20 protein-coding genes are annotated in these 20,897 nt (G+C 62.7%); 7 read left to right on the top strand and 13 right to left on the bottom strand.

The genetic code is table 11. The features are described from left to right. Positions 1-16: 16 nt before the first annotated feature. The 7 genes from hflX to PspR32_RS02365 form a co-directional block, all read right to left on the bottom strand. Complete coding sequence (hflX, locus tag PspR32_RS02395) at positions 17-1,318, bottom strand: ribosome rescue GTPase HflX (RefSeq protein WP_010221595.1); 1,302 nt, start codon at positions 1,316-1,318, stop codon at positions 17-19. 12 nt (positions 1,319-1,330) lie between these two features. Next, positions 1,331-1,591 carry an RNA chaperone Hfq gene (hfq, locus tag PspR32_RS02390; protein WP_010221594.1) on the bottom strand — a complete coding sequence of 87 codons (261 nt, stop codon included), beginning with the start codon at positions 1,589-1,591 and terminating at the stop codon, positions 1,331-1,333. 96 nt (positions 1,592-1,687) lie between these two features. Next, on the bottom strand, positions 1,688-2,659 hold the full coding sequence (gene miaA, locus PspR32_RS02385; RefSeq protein ID WP_010221593.1) for a tRNA (adenosine(37)-N6)-dimethylallyltransferase MiaA: 972 nt from the start codon (positions 2,657-2,659) through the stop codon (positions 1,688-1,690). A 1-nt stretch (position 2,660) separates the two neighbouring features. Further along, a complete protein-coding gene (gene mutL, locus PspR32_RS02380; protein WP_010221592.1) occupies positions 2,661-4,562 on the bottom strand; it encodes a DNA mismatch repair endonuclease MutL in 1,902 nt (633 codons plus the stop codon). Then, entirely contained in the window at positions 4,559-5,983 is a 1,425-nt protein-coding gene (locus PspR32_RS02375; protein WP_198421649.1) for an N-acetylmuramoyl-L-alanine amidase, read from the bottom strand. Before PspR32_RS02375 ends, mutL begins: the two co-directional genes overlap by 4 nt. Positions 5,984-5,986: 3 nt before the next feature. Further along, positions 5,987-6,457: a tRNA (adenosine(37)-N6)-threonylcarbamoyltransferase complex ATPase subunit type 1 TsaE gene (gene tsaE, locus PspR32_RS02370; RefSeq protein WP_010221590.1), complete on the bottom strand. Its 471-nt coding sequence runs from the start codon at positions 6,455-6,457 to the stop codon at positions 5,987-5,989. Further along, positions 6,445-7,305, bottom strand: a complete 861-nt coding sequence (locus PspR32_RS02365) for an NAD(P)H-hydrate dehydratase (protein ID WP_159388043.1) — start codon at positions 7,303-7,305, stop codon at positions 6,445-6,447. Before PspR32_RS02365 ends, tsaE begins: the two co-directional genes overlap by 13 nt. A 62-nt stretch (positions 7,306-7,367) precedes the next feature. On the opposite strand from PspR32_RS02365, the gene queG reads away from it, so the two are divergent. Continuing rightward, the gene (gene queG / locus PspR32_RS02360; RefSeq protein WP_036995501.1) at positions 7,368-8,441 is read left to right on the top strand and encodes a tRNA epoxyqueuosine(34) reductase QueG; all 1,074 of its coding nucleotides are present in this window, start codon (positions 7,368-7,370) and stop codon (positions 8,439-8,441) included. 123 nt (positions 8,442-8,564) lie between these two features. Here queG and PspR32_RS02355 read toward each other — a convergent pair whose 3' ends face one another. Beyond that, positions 8,565-9,176 (bottom strand): trimeric intracellular cation channel family protein, encoded by a 612-nt coding sequence (locus tag PspR32_RS02355; protein ID WP_010221587.1) that lies wholly within the window; start codon positions 9,174-9,176, stop codon positions 8,565-8,567. Between the two features lie 100 nt (positions 9,177-9,276). Beyond that, positions 9,277-9,819 carry an oligoribonuclease gene (gene orn / locus PspR32_RS02350; protein WP_036995500.1) on the bottom strand — a complete coding sequence of 181 codons (543 nt, stop codon included), beginning with the start codon at positions 9,817-9,819 and terminating at the stop codon, positions 9,277-9,279. A gap of 91 nt (positions 9,820-9,910) precedes the next feature. On the opposite strand from orn, the gene rsgA reads away from it, so the two are divergent. Together rsgA and PspR32_RS02340 are read left to right on the top strand one after the other, a co-directional pair. Beyond that, positions 9,911-10,942 carry a small ribosomal subunit biogenesis GTPase RsgA gene (gene rsgA / locus PspR32_RS02345; protein WP_010221585.1) on the top strand — a complete coding sequence of 344 codons (1,032 nt, stop codon included), beginning with the start codon at positions 9,911-9,913 and terminating at the stop codon, positions 10,940-10,942. A gap of 257 nt (positions 10,943-11,199) precedes the next feature. Beyond that, a complete protein-coding gene (locus tag PspR32_RS02340) occupies positions 11,200-11,682 on the top strand; it encodes a TIR domain-containing protein (RefSeq protein WP_159388042.1) in 483 nt (160 codons plus the stop codon). Positions 11,683-11,744: 62 nt separating this feature from the next. Here the strand turns inward: PspR32_RS02340 and motB are convergent, their stop codons facing one another. Continuing rightward, positions 11,745-12,767 carry a flagellar motor protein MotB gene (motB, locus tag PspR32_RS02335; protein WP_100782896.1) on the bottom strand — a complete coding sequence of 341 codons (1,023 nt, stop codon included), beginning with the start codon at positions 12,765-12,767 and terminating at the stop codon, positions 11,745-11,747. A gap of 3 nt (positions 12,768-12,770) precedes the next feature. Next, entirely contained in the window at positions 12,771-13,622 is an 852-nt protein-coding gene (gene motA / locus PspR32_RS02330) for a flagellar motor stator protein MotA (RefSeq protein WP_010221582.1), read from the bottom strand. 131 nt (positions 13,623-13,753) lie between these two features. On the opposite strand from motA, the gene PspR32_RS02325 reads away from it, so the two are divergent. Genes PspR32_RS02325 through asd form a run of 3 tightly spaced genes read left to right on the top strand, consistent with a single transcriptional unit; the run spans position 13,754 to position 17,018 of the window. Beyond that, positions 13,754-15,289, top strand: a complete 1,536-nt coding sequence (locus PspR32_RS02325) for an HDOD domain-containing protein (protein ID WP_159388041.1) — start codon at positions 13,754-13,756, stop codon at positions 15,287-15,289. A gap of 46 nt (positions 15,290-15,335) precedes the next feature. Then, on the top strand, positions 15,336-16,145 hold the full coding sequence (locus PspR32_RS02320; RefSeq protein ID WP_036995498.1) for a rhodanese-like domain-containing protein: 810 nt from the start codon (positions 15,336-15,338) through the stop codon (positions 16,143-16,145). Positions 16,146-16,154: 9 nt separating this feature from the next. Further along, on the top strand, positions 16,155-17,018 hold the full coding sequence (asd, locus tag PspR32_RS02315; RefSeq protein WP_010221579.1) for an archaetidylserine decarboxylase: 864 nt from the start codon (positions 16,155-16,157) through the stop codon (positions 17,016-17,018). A 111-nt stretch (positions 17,019-17,129) separates the two neighbouring features. Here the strand turns inward: asd and serB are convergent, their stop codons facing one another. Next, entirely contained in the window at positions 17,130-18,344 is a 1,215-nt protein-coding gene (gene serB / locus PspR32_RS02310) for a phosphoserine phosphatase SerB (RefSeq protein ID WP_010221578.1), read from the bottom strand. A gap of 135 nt (positions 18,345-18,479) precedes the next feature. Here serB and PspR32_RS02305 point away from each other — a divergent pair, with 135 nt between their 5' ends. Beyond that, positions 18,480-19,982 carry a HAMP domain-containing protein gene (locus PspR32_RS02305; RefSeq protein ID WP_010221577.1) on the top strand — a complete coding sequence of 501 codons (1,503 nt, stop codon included), beginning with the start codon at positions 18,480-18,482 and terminating at the stop codon, positions 19,980-19,982. Positions 19,983-20,187: 205 nt separating this feature from the next. On the opposite strand, the gene PspR32_RS02300 is transcribed toward PspR32_RS02305, so the two are convergent. Then, a complete protein-coding gene (locus tag PspR32_RS02300) occupies positions 20,188-20,892 on the bottom strand; it encodes a PqiC family protein (RefSeq protein ID WP_026001219.1) in 705 nt (234 codons plus the stop codon). Between the last annotated feature and the right edge of the window lie 5 nt (positions 20,893-20,897).

The raw sequence follows: 20,897 nt of genomic DNA, 5'->3' as shown, positions 1-20,897 counted from the left end.
CCGCGTCGCCGGGCATTTATTGCAAAGTATGTTGCTCGATGAATTCCAGCGGCTGCAAACCTTCGCGGCTGACCAGGCGGTTCAACTCCACCCGCGGCAGTCGCACAGCCAGCAGGCTGCTGCCTTCATCGTCATGCTCTTCGCTCTGCACCGCGCCCAGTTCAAAGAACTGCGCACGCAACCGGGCAAAACGCTGTTCAAGGCGCAAGGTACCGACAAACAGGTCATCCCCCAGCAATTCGGCGACCGCCTGCCCCACCAGCTCCAGCCCCCGACCATCGCGGGCCGAGACCCAGACCCGTTGCGGCTTGCCATCGGCATCGCGCTGAATCTGCGGCTCGACACCTTCAAGCAGGTCGAGTTTGTTATAGACCTCGAGGATCGGCAAGCCTTCTGCACCGATCTCTCCCAATACCGCCATGACCTGCTCGATCTGCGCCATGCGCTCAGGCTCATGGGCGTCGATCACATGCAGCAGCAGGTCGGAGTTGCTCGACTCTTCGAGCGTAGCCCGAAATGCCTCGACCAGCTTGTGCGGAAGGTGACGAATGAAGCCCACGGTGTCGGCCAGCACGATCGGCCCGAGATCGTCGAGCTCAAGCCGGCGCAGGGTCGGGTCGAGGGTCGCGAACAACTGGTCGGCGGCATAGACCTCGGACTGGGTCAGGGCGTTGAACAGGGTGGACTTGCCGGCGTTGGTGTAGCCGACCAGGGAAACCGAGGGGATATCCGCCCGTTTACGGCCACGGCGAGCTTGTTCACGCTGGCTGCGGACCTTCTCCAGGCGCGCCTTGATCTGGCGCAGGCGTACCCGCAGCAGGCGGCGGTCGGTTTCCAGCTGGGTTTCACCCGGGCCGCGCAGGCCGATACCGCCCTTTTGCCGCTCAAGGTGAGTCCAGCCACGCACCAGCCGCGTGCTCATGTGCTCGAGCTGGGCCAGTTCGACCTGCAGCTTGCCTTCATGGGTACGCGCCCGCTGGGCGAAGATATCGAGAATCAGACCGGTGCGGTCAAGCACGCGACACTCGAAGACTCGCTCGAGGTTACGTTCCTGACTGGGTGTGAGGGTGTGATTGAATATCACCAAATCTACCTGCTCGGCGTTGACCAGGTCGCGTAACTCTTCGACCTTGCCGCTGCCAATCAGGTATTTGGCGGTGGGCTGATGTCGCGCCACATTGGCGAACGCGACAATATCGGCCCCAGCCGACAGTGCCAGCTCCTGAAACTCCTGCGGATCTTCGCGCGCCTCAGGGTTCTGACCTTCCAAGTGAACGAGGACCGCCCGTTCACCACCACCGTGGCGCTCAAAGAACAAAGCAGACTCCTATCAGGCGTTACCTGGCTCAGCGTCGCCTTGCTCGGATTCGGTTGCGCTAGGCAGACGGATCGGACGCACAGGGACAACTGTCGAGATGGCGTGTTTGTAAACCATCTGGCTAACGGTGTTCTTCAGCAGAATCACGAACTGGTCGAAGGATTCGATCGTGCCTTGCAGCTTGATGCCGTTAACCAGATAGATCGAAACCCCAACTTTTTCTTTTCTCAAAGTATTCAAGTAAGGGTCTTGTAGCGAATGCCCTTTTGACATATGCCGCACTCCTGTAAGGATCAATAGTAAAAAAATCAAAGAAAAACTGATGGCTCAAGCCGCCCCACCCCAAGGATAGACGGCAATTGCAAGGACTCAGCTCAATATGGAGACCGATCCAAGGTATTTCAAGGTGCGAGACAGATTGTCGCAGGCCAGGCTGTCCAACCAGTGCAGGTCAGCCCAACTACGCAACCAGGTGAACTGCCGCTTCGCCAATTGGCGAGTGGCAATGATGCCGCGCTCCTGCATTTCAACTGAATTCAACTTGCCATCAAGGTGATCCCAGACCTGGCGATAACCAACCGCCCGTATAGACGGCAGCCCCGCGTGCAAGTCACTTCTGGCTCGCAGCAATCGGACCTCGTCAACGAAGCCCTGTTCCAGCATTTGCCCGAATCGTAGCGCAATCCGCTCGTGCAGTATGTGCCGATCGGTTGGGGCAATGGCCAGGCTGGCGACAGTATAGGGCAATTGTCCCGCTGCGGACGCGCCTGCGGCGCTACTTTCCGCGGATTGACGCTGGCGATGTGACGTCATCGTCAGGCCGCTGACCCGGTAGACCTCCAGCGCGCGGATCAGCCGCTGCGGGTCATTGGGGTGAATACGTGCCGCCGATTCCGGGTCGACCGCCGCCAACTGCTGGTGCAAGGCGTGCAAGCCGAGGCGCTGGGCCTCTTCTTCGAGCTCGGCACGCACCTGTGGGTCAGCCGCCGGCATGTCCGCCAGGCCTTCGAGCAAAGCCTTGTAATAAAGCATGGTGCCGCCGACCAGCAGGGGAATCTTGCCGCGCGCGGTGATATCGGCCATGGCCTCCAGCGCATCGCGACGAAAATCGGCGGCCGAATAGCTTTCAGCCGGGTCAAGGATGTCGATCAAGCGATGCGGATGGGCAGCCAGAATCTCTTTGGACGGCTTGGCGGTGCCAATGTCCATGCCACGGTAGACCAGCGCCGAGTCGACACTGATCAGCTCACATGGCAGGACCTTGGTCAGCTCAATGGCAAGGTCGGTCTTGCCCGCCGCAGTCGGGCCCATGAGGAATATCGCTGGAGGTTTGCCACTCATGTCATCGACCGCGCAAAAACAGTTTGTCCAGATCGTCCAGGCCCATCTGGGTCCAGGTCGGCCGGCCATGGTTGCATTGACCGCTGCGCTCGGTGTTTTCCATGTCGCGCAGCAGGCCGTTCATTTCAGCGATGGCCAGGCGCCGGTTGGCGCGGATGGCGCCGTGGCAGGCCATGGTCCCGAGCAGCTCGTTCAGGTGCGCCTGAATACGGTCACTGGTGCCGTATTCCATCAGATCGGCCAGAACGTCCTGGACCAGGCGGTTGGCCTCGGCCTGCTTGAGCAGCGCCGGAATCTGCCGGATCGCCAGGCTTTCCGGGCCCAGGCGCTGCAGCTCGAAGCCCAGGCGCTGGAACCACTCGGCGTGCTCTTCGGCGCAATCGGCTTCGCGCTGGCTCAAGGCCAGGGACTCCGGCACCAACAGCGGCTGGCCGCTGAGGCCTTCGCTGGCCATGGCCACCTTGAGGCGTTCGTACATGATCCGTTCATGGGCGGCGTGCATGTCCACCAGCACCAGACCGACGGCGTTTTCGGCAAGAATATAAATGCCCTTGAGCTGGGCCAGGGCGTAGCCCAGCGGCGGGATGTCGCCCTGGCCTTCGGGCAAGGCCACCGGCGCAGCCTCGGCCAGCGGCGCAAAGAACTCCCGGTACACGCCCTGAGCTTCGGCTGCAGGCAATGCCTGGGTCGGTCGCGGCGTGTACTGGTATTGATAGCCTGCGCCACTGCCATTGCTACCCACAGACGGACGCAGGCCCGGCTCGGCCATCGGCTGCTCAAGCAGGTTGGCAGCCAGGCGCATCTCGCCCTGGGGGCCGAACTCTCCGGCCTGAATGCCGCTGGGGCGGATGATCTCGCTGGTGGCAGCGGGCGCGGCCAGCTGATCTTCCGGGCGCACATCGGCCAGGGCGCGATGCAGGGTGCCGTATAAAAAGTCGTGAACCATGCGCCCGTCACGGAAGCGCACTTCGTGCTTGGTCGGGTGCACGTTGACGTCGACACCGGTAGGGTCGACCTCGAAAAACAGCACGAAAGTCGGGTGCCGGCCATTGAACAGCACGTCACGGTAGGCCTGGCGCACGGCGTGGGCGACCAGTTTGTCGCGCACGGCACGACCATTGACGAAGAAGTACTGCAGGTCGGCCTGGCTGCGCGAGAAGGTCGGCAAACCGACCCAACCCCACAGGTGCAGGCCGTTGCGCTCAACCTCGATCGGCAGCGCCTGTTCTAGGAAGCCCGGGCCGCAGATGGCCGCTACACGGCGGGCGCGCGCGGTATCGTCATGGGCTTCGTGCAGGCTGAGGATGCTTTTGCCGTTATGGCGCAGGTGAAAACCCACGTCAAAACGCGCCAGCGCCAGGCGCCGGATCACTTCCTGCAGGTGATCGAATTCGGTTTTTTCGGTCTTGAGAAACTTGCGCCGGGCCGGGGTATTGAAGAACAGGTCGCGCACTTCCACCGAGGTACCGACCGGATGCGCTGCGGGCTGCACTCGCGGGGCCATGTCGCGGCCTTCGGTTTCCACCTGCCAGGCCTGTTCGGCATCGCGGGTACGCGAGGTCAGGGTCAGGCGGGCGACCGAGCTGATCGAGGCCAGGGCTTCACCACGAAAGCCCAGGCTCATGACCCGCTCAAGGTCTTCAAGGTCGCGAATCTTGCTGGTGGCGTGGCGGGCCAGGGCCAACGGCAGGTCATCGGCGGCAATACCAGCGCCGTCGTCGCGCACGCGCAGCAACTTGACGCCGCCCTGCTCGACTTCAACGTCGATACGCTTGGCGCCGGAGTCCAGGCTGTTTTCCAGCAACTCCTTGATCACCGATGCCGGGCGCTCGACCACCTCACCGGCGGCAATCTGGTTGGCCAGCCGCGGGCTGAGCAGCTCGATGCGGGCACTGCTGCTCATTGCTGGGCCGCCAGGGCGGTGGTCGGGATGTTCAGGTGCTGGCCGACTTTGAGCTCATCGGTTTTCAGGCTGTTGGCGCTGCGCAGGCTGGCAACGCTGACCTGATAACGCACGGCGATCATCGCCAGGGTCTCGCCCGGGCGCACCGAATGCTCGCGCGGGCCCTGGGCAATCTTGCCGCTGTCGCGCAGCCAGGCGACATAAGTGCCCGGCGGCGGGTTCTGCTGGAAGAACTGGCGCACGCCGCTGTGGATCGAACGCGCCAGGGATTGCTGGTGGCTCGGGGTAGCCAGCTTGGCCGCCTCGTTGGCGTTGGAGATAAAGCCGGTTTCCACCAGGATCGATGGGATGTCTGGCGATTTAAGCACCATGAAGCCGGCCTGTTCGACGCGCTGCTTGTGCAGCGGGGTGATCCGGCCCATGTTGCCCAGGACCTTCTGGCCGACGTTGAGGCTGGAGGAGAGCGAGGCGGTCATCGACAGGTCGAGCAGCACACCTGCAAGCATGCGGTCCTTGTCATCGAGGCTGACGTTGCCGGCACCACCGATCAGGTCGGAGCGGTTTTCGCTGTCGGCCAGCCAGCGCGCGGTTTCCGAAGTGGCACCGCGATCGGACAGCGCAAACACCGAGGCACCGAAGGCCGCCTTGGACGGCGCAGCGTCCGCGTGGATCGAAATGAACAGGTCGGCGCCCTTCTTGCGGGCAATCTCGGTGCGTTTACGCAGCGGGATGAAGTAGTCACCGGTACGGGTCAGCTCGGCGCGAAAGCCCTTCTCGGTGTTGATCTGGCGCTGCAGTTCCTTGGCAATGGCCAGGACGATGTCTTTTTCATGCTGGCCACGCGAACCGGAAGCACCCGGGTCTTCACCGCCGTGACCGGCATCGATGGCAATGACAATGTCACGCTTGCCGTTGGGCACTGGAGGCAGCTTGATCGCCGGTTGCGCCGGGGTTACCGGCACTGCCGGCGTGGTCGCCACCGGCGGCGTTGGCGGTGGCGGCGCGGCATCGGCCTCCTGGTCGAACAGGTCGACCACCAGGCGGTTGCCGTACTGGGCATTGGGCGCCAGGATGAAGCTCTTGGGCGTCACCGATTTTTTCAGGTCGACCACTACGCGCAAGTCGGTCGGCGTACGCTGGGCCGAGCGCACGCTGGTAATCGGGGTATTGGAGGTAGACACCGACAACGGCGCAGCCAGGGTCGCGCCATTGATGTCGATCACCAGGCGATCCGGGGCGGTCAGGGTAAATACGCTGTGCTGCACAGGGCCCGAGAGGTCGAAGACCAGCCGTGTGTTATCCGGCGCTCGCCATAAACGCATACTTTTGACTTGCGTGACGGCCAGAGCGTCAACGGTCACTACCGTAAGCAGCAGTCCTACGACAGAAACCAGTGCGCGAATGCGCATACCTATCCCCATTTTCTATTTGAATTCCAAGGCCAGAGCGGCACACCAGGCTTCGCCACGTGCCCCCTGCGGCGACAGGTTGAGCGAACGACCGCCCGCCTGGGGGCTTATGGTAATGGTCAGGTCGGGCTTTGGCAAAATGCCCGCCCCTTTTTGGGGCCACTCGAACAGGCACAAGGCGTCATCTTCGAAGTAATCGCGGATGCCCAAGAACTCCAGTTCCTCCGGATCGACCAAGCGATACAGGTCGAAGTGGAACGCGCGAATGTCGCCAATCTCGTAAGGCTCAACCACTGTAAAGGTAGGACTCTTTACCGCCCCTTGGTGTCCGAGGCCGCGAATAATACCGCGCGACAGGGTGGTCTTGCCCGCTCCCAGGTCCCCTTCGAGAAAAATCACGCCGTGACCTTGAGTCACCTTGGCAATGCTATGGCCAACGTTGACCGTGGCCTGTTCATCGGCCAAAAACAGGGTTATGCCAAACACGCTGAATGCTCCTCCAATAACTGACGAATTGCCGGGACCATGTCGCTGGCCGCCAGGCCGCGGCCCTGCACGGCCAGGCGCTCGCCCGCACAGGCATGCAGCCAGACGCCCAGGCAGGCCGCGTCCCAGGCCGACATGCCCTGGGCGAGCAAGGCGCCGAGCACACCACTGAGCACATCCCCCAGGCCGGCACCCGCCATGGCCGGATGACCGCGCGAGCACAGCGCCAGTTGCCCCGCCGGGTCGGCTACCAGGGTGCCGGCGCCCTTCAGCACGCATATGACCGCGTATTTACGCGCGAGTTTGCGTGCCGCGCCGGGCCGGTCAGCCTGCACCGCCTCGGTCGATACACCCAGTAAACGAGCGGCCTCCCCCGGGTGCGGGGTGATGACGCTGCCTTTGGGCAATGGCAAAGGCTGGCGCGCCAGCAGGTTCAGGGCATCGGCGTCCCACACCTGCGGCGCCTGGCTGCTGGCCACCGCCGACAACAGGCTGCGGCCCCAGGCCTCCTGCCCAAGCCCCGGGCCGACCACCAGCACCGAAGCCCGCTCGATCGGCGTCATCAACTGGTTGGCCGAATGCACACCCAGGCTCATCACCTCGGGCAGACGGGCCATTGCTGCGGGCACATGCTCGGCACGCGTGACCAGCGACACCAGCCCGGCGCCGCAACGCAACGCCGCTTCGGCACTGAGCAGCACGGCACCACCCGTGCCGCGATCACCACCGACCACCAGCACATGGCCGAAGTCGCCCTTATGGGCGTCGGCAGGACGTGGCGCCAGGGGCGCAAGGGTGACGCTGGTGAGCCGATGTGGCTCGTTTGCGGGGTGTTTGGTCTGAGGCATGGGTCAAAGGCTCTGATGTCTGGCAGAATTATACGCACCTGAGTCCGTATTGCCTTATTCCCATGTCTGCTTCCGCCCCCGACCTACCCACGCTGGCCCAATCGATCAAGGATTGGGGCCGAGAGCTCGGCTTTGCCCATGTCGGCATCGCCGGGGTGGACCTGGGCGAGCACGAAAAACACCTGGAGCGCTGGCTTGAGGCCGGCTATCACGGCGAAATGGACTACATGGGCGCCCACGGCAGCAAGCGCTCGCACCCGGATGAGCTGGTGCCCGGCACCTTGCGCGTGGTGTCCCTGCGCATGGACTACCTGCCGGGTGATACGCGCATGGCCCAGCAACTGGCCCAACCGGAGAAAGCCTATATCTCCCGCTACGCCCTGGGCCGCGACTACCACAAGCTGGTACGCAAACGCGTGCAGCACCTGGCCGAGCGCATCCAGAAAGAGATCGGCCCGTTTGGCTTTCGGGCGTTTGTCGACAGCGCCCCAGTGCTGGAAAAGGCCATCGCCGAGCAGGCCGGGCTGGGCTGGATCGGCAAGAACACCCTGCTGCTCAACCGCAAGGCCGGCAGTTACTTCTTTCTTGCCGAGCTGTTCGTCGATATGCCGCTGCCGGTCGATCCGCCACACGCCAGCGAACACTGCGGACGCTGCAGCGCCTGCCTGGACATCTGCCCGACCCAGGCCTTTGTCGGCCCCTATGTGCTGGATGCCAGGCGCTGTATCTCGTACCTGACCATCGAGCTGAAAAGCGCGATCCCCGAAGAGCTGCGACCGTTGATCGGCAATCGGGTATTCGGCTGCGACGACTGCCAGATTGTCTGCCCGTGGAACCGTTTTGCCCGCCCCAGCGGCGAGAGCGACTTCAAACCCCGGCACAATCTCGATAGCGCCGGGCTTGCCGAGCTGTTCATGTGGGATGAGCAGACCTTCCTCGATAGCACCGAAGGCTCACCGCTGCGCCGTGCCGGTTATGAGCGCTGGTTACGCAACCTGGCGGTGGGGCTGGGCAATGCACCGTCGACTATCCAGGTGCTGGAGGCGCTCAAGGCGCGGCGGGAGTATCCGTCGGAGCTGGTGCGCGAGCATGTGGAGTGGGCGTTGGGGCAGCATGCCGAGCGGCAGGCTGGCTGAATCAGCGGCGCAGGCATCGCTGGCAAGCCAGCTCCCACAGGGGACCAGGCGGGTTGCATTATTGAGACCGGTCAGGGGCTATGTGGGAGCTGGCTTGCCAGCGATGAGGCCGGCACAAGCAAATCAATGCTCGTCGTTGTAATGAAACTTGGGCATTTCCCAATGAAACCGAATCGCCAGCAGCCGTAGCAGGAAACCGCCAAACAAGGTCAGCAGAATCGCCTGCTCACCCGGCACATTGAAGTACACGCACCCCAGATAGAACCAGGCCGCCGCGAACGACACACTGGCATACAGCTCTCGGCGGAAGATCAGCGGAATATCGTTACAAAAGATATCCCGAAGAATGCCGCCAAACACCCCGGTGATCACCCCGCTGATCGACGCCACCAGCATGCCCTGGCCCATTTCCAGCGCCGTCATGCAGCCGATCAGGGTGAAGGCCACCAGCCCCAGGGCATCGAGCACCAGGAACAGCGAGCGCAGGTGGCGCATCAGCGGTGCAATGAAGATGGTCATCAGCGCCGCGAAACTGGTCAGCACCAGGTATTCCGGGTGCTTGACCCAGGTCAGCGGGTAATGCCCCAGCAGTACGTCGCGCACCGAGCCACCACCCAGCGCGGTGATGCAGGCGATCAGCACCACACCGAACCAGTCCATGCCGCGACGGCCGGCCGACAGCGCGCCAGTCATGGCTTCAGCGGTGATAGCAACGAGGTAGAGCATCAACAACATGGCGCAGATCCGAGCAATGGGGCGCGCAGTCTAACCAGTTGCCACAGGCACCAAAAGGGGGCGCCGCACGGATTGTCTGTACAAGCCGTCGGCGCTGCGATCAGAACTTGATGAAGTGCTCGCGATAGTGGCGCAATTCGTTGATCGACTCGCGGATATCGTCCAGCGCCAGGTGGGTACCGCCCTTCTTGAAGCTGTCGCGCACCTCAGGGGCCCAGCGTGCCGCCAACTCCTTGAGGGTCGAGACGTCGAGGTTGCGGTAGTGGAAGTAGTTTTCCAGGTTGCGCATGTGGCGATAGAGGAACCGGCGATCCTGGCAGATGCTGTTGCCACAGATCGGGGATTTGCCTTTGGGTACCCACTGCTCCAGGAAAGCGATGGTCTGGGCCTCGGCTTCGGCCATGCTGACCGTGCTGTCCTTGACCCGCTGAGTCAGGCCGGAGGCGCCATGGGTGCGGGTGTTCCACTCATCCATGCGCGCCAGCACTGCATCACTGTGGTGAATGGCGATCACCGGGCCTTCGGCCAGGGTGTTGAGGTCGCTGTCGGTGACGATGGTGGCCATTTCGATAATGACGTCTTGATCCGGATCCAGACCGGTCATTTCCAGGTCGATCCAGATCAGGTTCTGTGGGTTCTGCATGATTCTGCTCCTCGGTAGGTGCGCAGTTTAGCCTAGTGGAGCGTGCTAAACTCCCCGCCGTTAAATATTGCCTCCCGAACACGGAACCTTCATGGCCAAACGCCAGCTCAATCGACGCCAGAACTGGCGCATCGAAAAAATCCAGGGTGAACGCGCTGCCCGCGCCGCCAAACGCGAACAACAGACCCTGAAGGAGCTCGAAGGCGGCGACCTCGGCCCGGAACAACTGGGCCTGGTTATCGCCCACTTTGGCGTGCAGGTCGAAGTCGAAGCCCAGGACGGCGACGTTGCCGGCCAGGTGTTCCGTTGCCACTTGCGCGCCAACCTGCCAGCGCTGGTCACCGGCGACAAGGTCGTGTGGCGGGCTGGCAACCAGGGCATCGGTGTGATCGTGGCACAGATGCCACGCCACACCGAGCTGTGCCGCCCGGACAGCCGCGGCCAGCTCAAGCCGGTGGCGGCCAACGTCGACCTGATCGTGATCGTCTTCGCCCCGGCACCGGAACCCCATGCCAACCTGATCGACCGTTACCTGGTGGCGGCTGAACATGCCGGCATCCGGCCGTTGCTGCTGCTGAACAAGGCCGACCTGATCGACGAACAGAACGCGCCGGCGCTCAATGCGTTGCTGGCGGTGTACCGACAGCTGAGCTATCCCGTGCTGGAAGTGTCGGCCCATCAGGGCAATGGCATGGAGCAGCTGCAGGCGCAACTCGACGGCCACATCAGTGTGTTCGTCGGCCAGTCCGGGGTTGGCAAGTCATCGCTGGTCAACAGCCTGCTGCCCGATGTGCAGACCCGCGTCGGCGACCTGTCGGAATGGTCCGGCCAGGGCACCCACACCACCACCACCGCCCGCCTCTATCACTTCCCTGGCGGTGGCGAACTGATCGACTCCCCGGGTATCCGTGAATTCGGCCTGGGCCACGTCAGCCGCGCCGATGTCGAAGCCGGCTTCATCGAATTCACCGACCTGCTCGGCACCTGCCGCTTTCGCGACTGCAAGCACGATCGCGAACCCGGTTGCGCGTTGCTCAAGGCCCTCGAAGATGGCCGCGTGCAACAGCAGCGAATGAACAGCTACCGTTCGATCATCGCCAGCCTGCCGCAAGACAGCTACTGAGTACCCGAGGCTCGGAAACGGGCCTCAAACGGCTACAAAGTAGGACCTATATGTAGGGATTTTTACCCAAACAAGCAGGAAGCATCTTGTTTGTTGGTCGTACCTTGCTGTCCGAAAGACTTTCGCTGATTGTCACCTTTCAAGATTCGCCGCCATGAAGCGAATCGCCCCATGCCCTGCGTATGAAAGGAATCAACCATGACAATTCAGCCGTTACGCATCGATGCCACGCCCTCCAGCCTGGGAGGGCACCACTGATGCCAGTCTTTATCAGTTATCGCCACAGCCAACGCCTGGACGCCTTCATCATCAATGAACGGCTCAAGCTCGAAGGCATCAGTACCCAACTGGACCTGTTCGACAACGAGGCGCAGCAGACCACCGACGATATCAGCGGCATTATCCGGCGCAAAATCAGCCAATGTACCCATCTGATCGCCGTGCTTGCCCCCGAGACCGCCGACGCCTGGTGGGTGCCCTTCCAACTGGGGGCGGCGACCCTGGTCAATCGCCGGGTTGCCTTCTACCAATGCGGCGAGGCCACCTTACCGGCCTATCTGGAGAAGTGGCCAACCATGTACAACCGCGAGCACATTGACCTGTACGTTCGCGCCTACCATGACGAGCAGACCTTCAAGCGTTCGATCGACAGTGAAGCCTGCGAGGCCAATGCCACCAACCGCTCCAACGCCGATTTCTTCCATGCCGACCTCAAGGCCAAGATCCGCCGCGGCTTCTAGTCCGTAGCGTAAAAAAACGCCCGTGGGCATCGCTGCGCACGGGCGTTTTTCTACAAACAGTATTACTGCTTGTTTTCGTCCATCTTCAACACGCCGTCCTCGAAGATGTTCAGCTTCTGCCGCAACTCCCGTGGCTGCATCGGCTCGGGCTCGGCCGCCGGGGCCTGCGCTTGCGGGGCAGCCGGTACCGGCGCTGCAGCACCGGGTTGCGCGGCATCAGGGGCAGCAGGCTGGGTCTGCTCGCCCTCGATGGTACGCTGGGCCTTCTTGGTCAGGACAATGATATCGATACGGCGGTTGACCGGGTTGAGCGGGTTCTGCCGGTCGAACAACGACGACGAGGCGTAACCCACTACCCGTGCCACCTGGGTATCCGGATAGCCACCGGCGACCAGCGCACGACGGGCCGCGTTGGCACGGTTGGCCGACAGCTCCCAGTTACCGAAGTCACCGGTACCGGCGTACGGCTTGGCATCGGTATGGCCGCTGATGCTGATCTTGTTCGGCACCGCCTTGATGGTGTCGGCCATGGCCAGCAGGATGTCTTCGAAGTACGGTTGCAAACGCGCGCTACCCAGGTCGAACATCGGCCGGTTCTCGGCGTCCATGATCTGGATGCGCAGGCCGTCCTGAGTGATTTCGAAGAGGATCTGGTCCTTGAACTTCTGCAGTTGCGGGTTTTCTTCGACCTTGTTCTGCAGCTCCTGCAACAGCAGTTCCAGGCGTTCGCGCTCAACCTGCTCGGCCATGCTCTCAACCTTGTCCTGGTCCAGTTGCAAGCTGGTGTCAGGGGTCGGCTCGGATTTCACTTCCGGGTTGATGGTCTTTTCCGGAGCGAGCTGGGGCGAACCACCGAGATCGATGATGTAGGGCGTACCGCTCTCGGAAAAACCGATCGGGTCTTTGAAGTAGCCGGCAATGGCAATCTTCTGCTCAGGCGTGGCCGTCGACAGCAGCCACAGCACCAGGAAGAACGCCATCATCGCCGTAGCGAAGTCGGCGAAGGCGATCTTCCAGGCGCCACCGTGGTGGCCGTCGCCAAAGCGCTTGATGCGCTTGACGATAATGGGCTGATTGTTCTCCATGGCTTAGCGACCGCGAACTGCTTGTTCCAGCTCGGCGAAGCTCGGGCGATGGGCCGGGAACAGCACCTTGCGCCCGAATTCCACGGCCAGCGATGGCGGCATGCCCGAGGCCGAAGCCACCAGCGAGGCCTTGATCGCCTCGTAGATGTTGAGCTCTTCCTTGGCGTCATGGCGCAAGGATGTGGCCAACGGGCCGAAGAAACCGTAGGCGGCGAGAATACCGAAGAAGGTACCCACCAGCGCTGCACCCACGTGCAGGCCGATGGACTTCTGGTCGCCATCGCCCAGCGAGGCCATGGTCACCACGATACCCAGAACCGCAGCGACGATACCGAAACCTGGCATGCCGTCGGCGATGCCGGTCACGGCATGGGACGGGTGCTCGAGTTCTTCCTTCATGCTCAGCAGTTCCATGTCGAACAGGCCCTCGAGCTCGTGCGGGGCCATGTTGCCAGTGGACATGATGCGCAGGTAATCACAGATGAACGCCGTCATGCGCTCATCCCCCAGGACTGCCGGGTACTTGGCGAAAATCGGGCTGGCAGCGGCGTCTTCGATATCGGCTTCGATCGCCATCATGCCTTCGCGACGGGATTTGTTGAGAATCTCGTAGACCAGGCCCAGCACCTCGATATAGAAAGTGTGGGTAAAACGCGTGCCAAACATCTTCAGCGACTTCTTGATTACATGCATGGTCATGTAACCAGGGTTGGCCTGAAGAAATGCACCAAAGGCAGCGCCACCGATGATCAGCACTTCGAAAGGCTGAATCAGGGCCGCAATCTTGCCGTGGGAAAGAACATATCCGCCGAGCACACTCGCGAATACGACGATGATGCCGATAATTTTAGCCATAGATAGGAAGCACTTACTGTCGTGGTCAGGGTCGTGAGCGGAAGTTAAAAAAACTCTTCTTCTACTTATCGGCAGAAGTGCGCCAGACTATAGTCAGTCAAGGCGAAAAGCCAGTTCGGCCTACCTCCAGCATGCCTATTGAAACCATCGTGCCAAGTCAAACACCAAAAACACTCGATGCCTGGGTCAAGCTCCTCGATAGCGTGCGCCTACCGGTGCCGCTGGCCAGTTTCGAGCGGGTAAAAGCCGCCATCGACGACAGCCGCCGCTCATTGCGCGATATCGCCGAACTGATGCAGGACAGCCCGGCCCTGGTGCTCAGCGTGATGCGCGAGGCCAATCACCATAGCAGTACGGCCATGAGCGAGCCGGCCGAGAGCCTGGAAATCGCCCTCAACCGCCTGGGGCTTGCGCGTACCACAGAGCTGCTGGAACGCCTGCCGGCCGTGCCCGAGAGCGAGATTGCGCCCACCCTGCGCCAGTTGCAGATGGTCAGCCAGCACGCCAGCCAGCAGGCCAACGGCCTGTTCGCCAGCCGCCTGGCGCGTCTGTGGCAAGAAATCCACTGGGGTAGCCTGCTGTTCCTGGCGCCGCTGTGGCCGCTGGCGCTGACGCACCCCAAGCTCCTCGATGAATGGGAGCTGCGCGTGGTGCACAAAGGCGAGTCGGCCTCCCGAGTGGAAGAAGAGCTGTTTGGCGTACGGGTCATGAGCCTGTGCAAGGCCCTGGCCGAACACTGGCGCCTGCCGGACTGGGTAACCCGCGGTTACCATTTACTGCAGGAAGAACGCCGCCTGCTGGCCGAGGCGATCCTCATCGCCCGCGATCAGGACAGCCTGCACCAGCAACAACGCCTCGACGATCAGCCAAGCTTGCGCCGCTGGTTCAATCAGCCGGCCAATACCGTGCTACTGGCCAACGGCCTGGCCCTGGCCTCGCAGGCGGGCTGGACCAATGCACATGTGCAGCGCTGGCAACTGCTCACCAGCCTTTACCTGCAAACGCCGTTGGACGATGTGCAACAACTGGTGCACCAACAGGCGGCGATCAGTGCCCGTCATCACGCCTGCCCCGGCCTGTTCCACCCGGCCGAGGCGCTGCTCTGGCCCTGGCAGCAACAACACCTGCACCAGGGCCAGATCGCCCCGCCAACGCCCTCGGCCCAGGCCCTGGGCACCTGGCGCAAGCTCTGCGGCGAGTTGCTCGCCGAGCCGAGCCCGTTCAGCAATGCCATCCACCTCACTACCCTGGCGCGCGATGCCCTGGTCGCCTGCGGCATGCAACGACTGATGCTGTTGATGACCGACAAGACCGTGAGCCAGTTGCGGGTTCACCAGACTGCCGGCATTCCCGGTGAAGCTGCCAACCTGGTGCTGCCTATCGAGCAAAGCAAACTGTTGCAGCGTTTGCTGAGCAAGTCGGCGCAACTGCGCCTGACCCCGGACAACCACGCCCAGTTCTCGGCCCTGCTGCCGGCCAGCCTGCGTGCGCTGTTTCGCAGCGAACATGTGTTGCTGCGCTCGCTATCGAGCAATGGCCGGGTGGTGATGCTGCTGGTCGCCGACCAGGGCGGCAAGCCATTGGCCGACGTCAGCGTGCAAGCCTTCGGCAAAACCGCGCAATGCATCGAGCGGGCCCTGACCGCCTTCAGCAACCGCAGCGCCTGAGCCATGCGCTACAATCGCCCCCTCTGTTCCGCTCTGGAGACTCTGGATGACTGACTTTTCTGGCTTGCCCCTGGTAATCGAGCCGGCTGATCTGCAAGCCCGGCTGGATGCGCCAGAGTTGATCCTGGTCGACCTGACCAGCCCCAACCGCTATGCCAGCGGGCATGTTCCCGGTGCGCGCTTCGTCGACCCGAAGCGCACGCAGCTGGGCCAGCCTCCCGCGCCAGGCCTGTTGCCGGCCAAGGCTGACCTGGAAAAACTGTTTGCCGAACTCGGCCATAACGCCAACGCGGTCTACGTCGTATATGACGAGGAAGGCGGCGGTTGGGCCGGGCGCTTCATCTGGCTGCTCGACGTCATCGGGCACAAGCGCTACCACTACCTCAACGGTGGCATCCAGGCCTGGCCGGCCAACAACCTTGCCACTGATGTGCCGCTCAACATCACCGGCACGGTCAGCCTGACCCTGCACGAAGAGCCAACGGCAACCCGCGAGTACCTGCAAAGCCGCCTCGGTGCCACCGACCTGGCGATCTGGGACGCGCGCAGCCCAGCCGAGTACCGTGGCGAGAAAGTCCTCGCGGCCAAGGGCGGGCATATCCCCGGCGCGGTCAATTTCGAATGGACCGCCGGCATGGACATGAACGATCACCTGCGTATCCGCAAGGACATGCCCGAAATCCTCGCGCAGCTGGGCATCAGCAAAGACAAGGAAGTGGTCACCCACTGCCAGACTCATCACCGTTCCGGCTTTACCTACCTGGTGGCCAAGCATCTGGGCTACCCTCGGGTCAAAGCCTACGCCGGATCCTGGGGCGAATGGGGCAACCACCCCGACACCCCTGTCGAAGTTTAAGGAAACCTAATGAAATCCCGCTTGTTCATCATCAGTCAGTACCTGCTGCCTCATCACCTGCTTTCGCGCCTGGCCGGCTGCATCGCCGAATGCCGCGTGCGCTGGTTCAAGAACGCCTTCACCAGCTGGTTCGCCAAGCGCTACCAGGTGGACATGTCCCAGGCCCTGGTCGAAGACGTCACCGCCTACGAGCACTTCAACGCCTTCTTTACCCGCGCCCTCAAGCCAGGTGCGCGTCCGCTGGATGAAACCCCGGGGGCGATCCTCTGCCCGGCCGACGGTGCCGTCAGCCAGCTCGGCCCGATCGAGCATGGGCGTATCTTCCAGGCCAAGGGCCACAGTTTCAGCGCCCTGGAGCTGCTGGGTGGCGATCCGGCCAACGCCGCGCCGTTCATGGGTGGCCAGTTCGCCACCATCTACCTGTCGCCCAAGGACTACCACCGCGTGCACATGCCGCTGGCCGGCACCCTGCGCGAGATGATCTACGTACCGGGCCGGTTGTTCTCGGTCAACCAGACCACTGCCGAAAACGTTCCGGAACTGTTCGCCCGCAACGAGCGCGTCGTCTGCCTGTTCGACACCGAACGCGGGCCGATGGCCGTGGTACTGGTGGGTGCGATGATCGTCGCCTCGATCGAAACCGTCTGGGCCGGCCTGGTGACGCCACCCAAGCGTGAACTGAAAACCGTGCGCTACGACGAAGCCAGCCGTGCGCCGATCCACCTGGAGAAAGGCGCCGAGCTGGGCCGTTTCAAGCTGGGTTCGACAGCCGTGGTACTGTTCGGGCCAGAGCAAGTGAAATGGGCCGAAGAGCTCGGCGCAGGCTCTGCGGTAAGCATGGGCCAGCGCCTGGCATTGCCGGAGCAAGCCTGAAAATAAAAAAGCCCGCAGCGATGCGGGCTTTTTTGTACCTGGCTTGCGGATCCTGCGCAAAACCCTGTGGGAGCTGGCTTGCCAGCGATGGGCCGCACAGCGACCCCGCCATCACGCGCGACCGTCGCGATCCCGGAAACCCAACAGGTACAGCACACCATCCAGGCCCAGGGTCGAGATCGCCTGCTTGGCCGATTGTTTGACCAACGGCTTGGCGCGGAAGGCCACGCCCAGGCCGGCAATCGCCAGCATCGGCAGATCGTTGGCGCCATCACCGACCGCAATGGTCTGCTCCATCTGCAGGCCTTCCTTGCGCGCCAGCTCGCCAAGCAGGTCGGCCTTGCGCTGGGCATCGACGATCGGCTCGACAGCCACGCCGGTCACCTTGCCATCGACCACTTCCAGCTCGTTGGCGAACACATAATCGATGCCCAGCTTGGCTTGCAACTGCTTGGCGAAGTAGGTGAAGCCGCCAGAGAGAATGGCGGTCTTGTAGCCCAGGCGCTTGAGTTCGGCAAACAGCGTCTCGGCGCCTTCGGTCAGGCGTAGCGAAGCACCGATCTGGTCCAGCACGCCAACGTCCAGGCCCTTGAGCAGCGCCAGGCGCTCCTTGAAGCTGGCACGGAAATCCAGCTCGCCGCGCATGGCCCGCTCGGTGATTTCTGCAACCTGCTCGCCTACACCCGCCGCCTTGGCCAGCTCGTCGATCACTTCGGCTTCGATCAGCGTCGAGTCCATGTCGAACACCGCCAGGCGGCGGTTGCGACGGAACAGCGAATCCTGCTGGAAGGCGATGTCAACGTTCAGCTCCTGGGCGACGCTGAGGAACTCGGCGCGCAGGGCCTGTGGATCAGCCGGTTCGCCACGTACCGAGAACTCGATGCAGCCCTTGCCCTGCTCAACCGGAGTGTCCAGCGCCACACGACCGGACAGGCGATCGATATGGTCGATGTTCAACCCGTACTTGGCGGTGATCGAGCTGACGCGCTGCAACTGCTCGGCAGTCACCTTGCGGGTCAGCAGGGTGACGATATGCCGGGCCTTGCCCTGGCCTTCGACCCAGTTCTGGTAGTCGGCTTCGGAAACCGGAGTAAAACGCACCTGCTGGTCGAGTTCGTAGCCCGCAAACAGGATGTTCTTGAGCACCGATGAAGCCTTCTCGGTATCCGGAATTTCCACCAGGATGCCAAAGGACAGGGTGTCGTGAATCACCGCCTGACCGATGTCGAGGATGTTCACCCCACCCTGGGCCAGGACGCCGGTGATGGCCGCAGTAAGACCCGGGCGGTCCTCACCAGTGATGTTAATCAGAACGATTTCGCGCAAGACGGGCTCCGACTCGTTGAAAAAAAGCGCATTCTACCGATTTTCGCTGACCATCGGGCGCAGTCGATACTTTGCCCGCCCCTGAGCCCTCGCTATACTGCGCAGCAACTTCTCCGACATAAAGAGCCGCGCTCTGTGAACCGGCCCACGCCCGTTAAGACCGACAACTTCTTCCTGCTGATCTTCCACGCCCTGCGCCAACGCCGAATACCGCTGGCGCTGCGTATCGCCTGCCATAACGTGTTCCTGGTGGCACTGGCGCTGGTGATCTACGCCTGCGTGATGGGCCTGCAGTTCAAGGAAGCCATGCATGAGCAGGCCGATGCCCTGGGGCAGAGCCTGACCACCCAAACCGCGACCTCGGCCACCGAGCTGCTGGTGTCCAACGACATCCTCAGCCTCAATGTGCTGCTCGGCAATCTGGTGAAGAACCCATTGGTGGCCCATGCGGCGATCTACAGCGTCGACAACCGGATCCTTGCAGAAGCCGGCCAGCGCCCGAAAAACGGCCTGCTGGGCGAGGCCGAGGGCCTGTACCAGACCAAGATCACCTTCCAGGACGTGACCGCCGGGCAACTGCGCATCAGCCTGGACATGAGCCAGTTCCAGCAGCCGCTGACCATCAGCCTGCAGAGCATGGGCATTCTTGCCGGCATCCTGCTGGCCCTGGCACTGGCCATGAGCCTGCGCCTGGGTCGCTACATCTCCACCCCGCTGCTGCAATTGCGGGTCTGGCTGCGCGACATCAACGAGTTCACCCCGGCCATCGAGCGCCAGGATGAAATCGGCGACCTGGCGCGCCAGCTGCACACCCGCCTGGCACCGCCGCCACGGGAAGTCGAGCCGGAAGAAGAAGCCGAAGAATCCTTCGACGAGGATGAGCCGGAATTCGAAGTGCGCAACCTGCGCGACCCAAGCTTCGACGAGCAACCTGCCGTGGCCAGGGCCGCCAAACCGGTAAAACCTGCGGCAGATGACGACAGCGATGATGCCTTCGCCGACCTGCTCGACGAAGACCACAGCCCCGCCCCTGTTCCGGCTGCCCCGATCAACCGTGAGCCACAGGCCAGCGCCGTTCTGGCGGTGCAACTGGGCTCCCAGGAACAACTGCGACGGCTGCCGCGCACGCGCCTTACCGAACTGCTTGAGCGCTACCGCGACTGCCTCGACCAGGCTGCCTCGCTGTATGAAAGCGAAGTGCACACCCTTAACGACGGCAGCACCCTGCTGTTGTTCCACAGCCAGGACAGTGGCGAGGACTACCTCACCAACGCCATCTGCTGTGGCGAGCTGCTGCGTGCCCTGGGCCATGCCCTGCAGATCGAAGTGGCCGACAGCGGCATCACCCTGCAATTGCAGTTGGGCCTGGCCCTGGGTGAAGACCTGCACGGCCTGAGCCAGATCGACCTGTTGCTGACTGAAAAGGCCCAGGATGCCCTGGCCCTGTCGCAGCACAGCCGCAACCTGCTACTGGTCGAGCGCAAGATCAGCGACGACGCCCTGGTGCGCCAGCGCGCCCGCATCCGCCCGATCGCCAGCCCCGAGGGTGCCTGCTGCGTCGAGCGCTTGATGGAGCCGTACCCGTCGATGCTGGAACGGCAATTGGCGCGGATGCATGAGCGCCGGGTCAAGAGCTGAGCCCCTGCTAGACCTAAAAGCCCGCAGTGATGCGGGCTTTTTTGTTGCTGACCTGTGGGAGCTGGCTTGCCAGCGATGAGGACAGACCGGTGCTGGCTGACTTACGACCGCTTCACGGCCGATCGCTGGCAAGCCAGCTCCCACAGACAGGATGAGCGCCCACAAAAAAGCCCGCATCGCTGCGGGCTTTTTGTAGGCACTCGACTCAGAAGCGGAACACTTCCAGATCAGTACGAATCGGTGTCGCCAACGGAATTTTCGGCTTCTCCGGCTCTTTGCGCACCTGAACCGGTGCCGCCTTTTTCGGTTGTTCTTCAACCACCACAGGCTGATTGGCCAGCGGCTTCAAGGCAATACTCAACTGTTCTGCGAGCTTTTGCAGCAACTGGCCCTGGGCCTGGACCTGAGCGGCCGAGCTACCCTGGTGCTGTTGCTCCAGGTGCACGATGCGGTTGTCACGGACCTGGCCACGGCGATCCAGCAGGCGCCACTGGGCGTCGAGGATCGCTGGCTGGTTGGTACCGGAGTCCAGGCGGGTAATCGACAGCAGAACCTGTACATCCGGGGTGAAACCGGTGCTGGCCGGGGCCAGGACCACCCGCTGGCTGTCCAGACGCCAGGCCAGTTGACGGACCAGCAACTGGTCGATATCGGCCGACAGGCTACCGGCCCAACGGCCATCGGTGGCTGCGGTCAGGCTGCCATCGGCCTGGCGCTGCAGCAGGGTCTCGCGTTGCAGGTAGTCGGCAACCGATACAGGGCCGAGCACCACTGCCATGCCAGCGCTTTGCTTGGGTTGGCCAGGCTCACCGCTGTCGAGCTGATACAGGGATACCGGTTGGTGCATGCTGCAACCGGCCAATCCGAGCACGCCACACAGCAGAACCAACGGAAGGCGCAGAAATTTCATCATCC

Origin of the sequence: Pseudomonas sp. R32 (genome assembly GCF_009866705.1) — a bacterium.
Lineage (GTDB): Bacteria > Pseudomonadota > Gammaproteobacteria > Pseudomonadales > Pseudomonadaceae > Aquipseudomonas > Aquipseudomonas donghuensis.
Note: the sequence above shows the minus strand (reverse complement) of the source record. Positions and strands in the feature narration are given on the sequence as shown.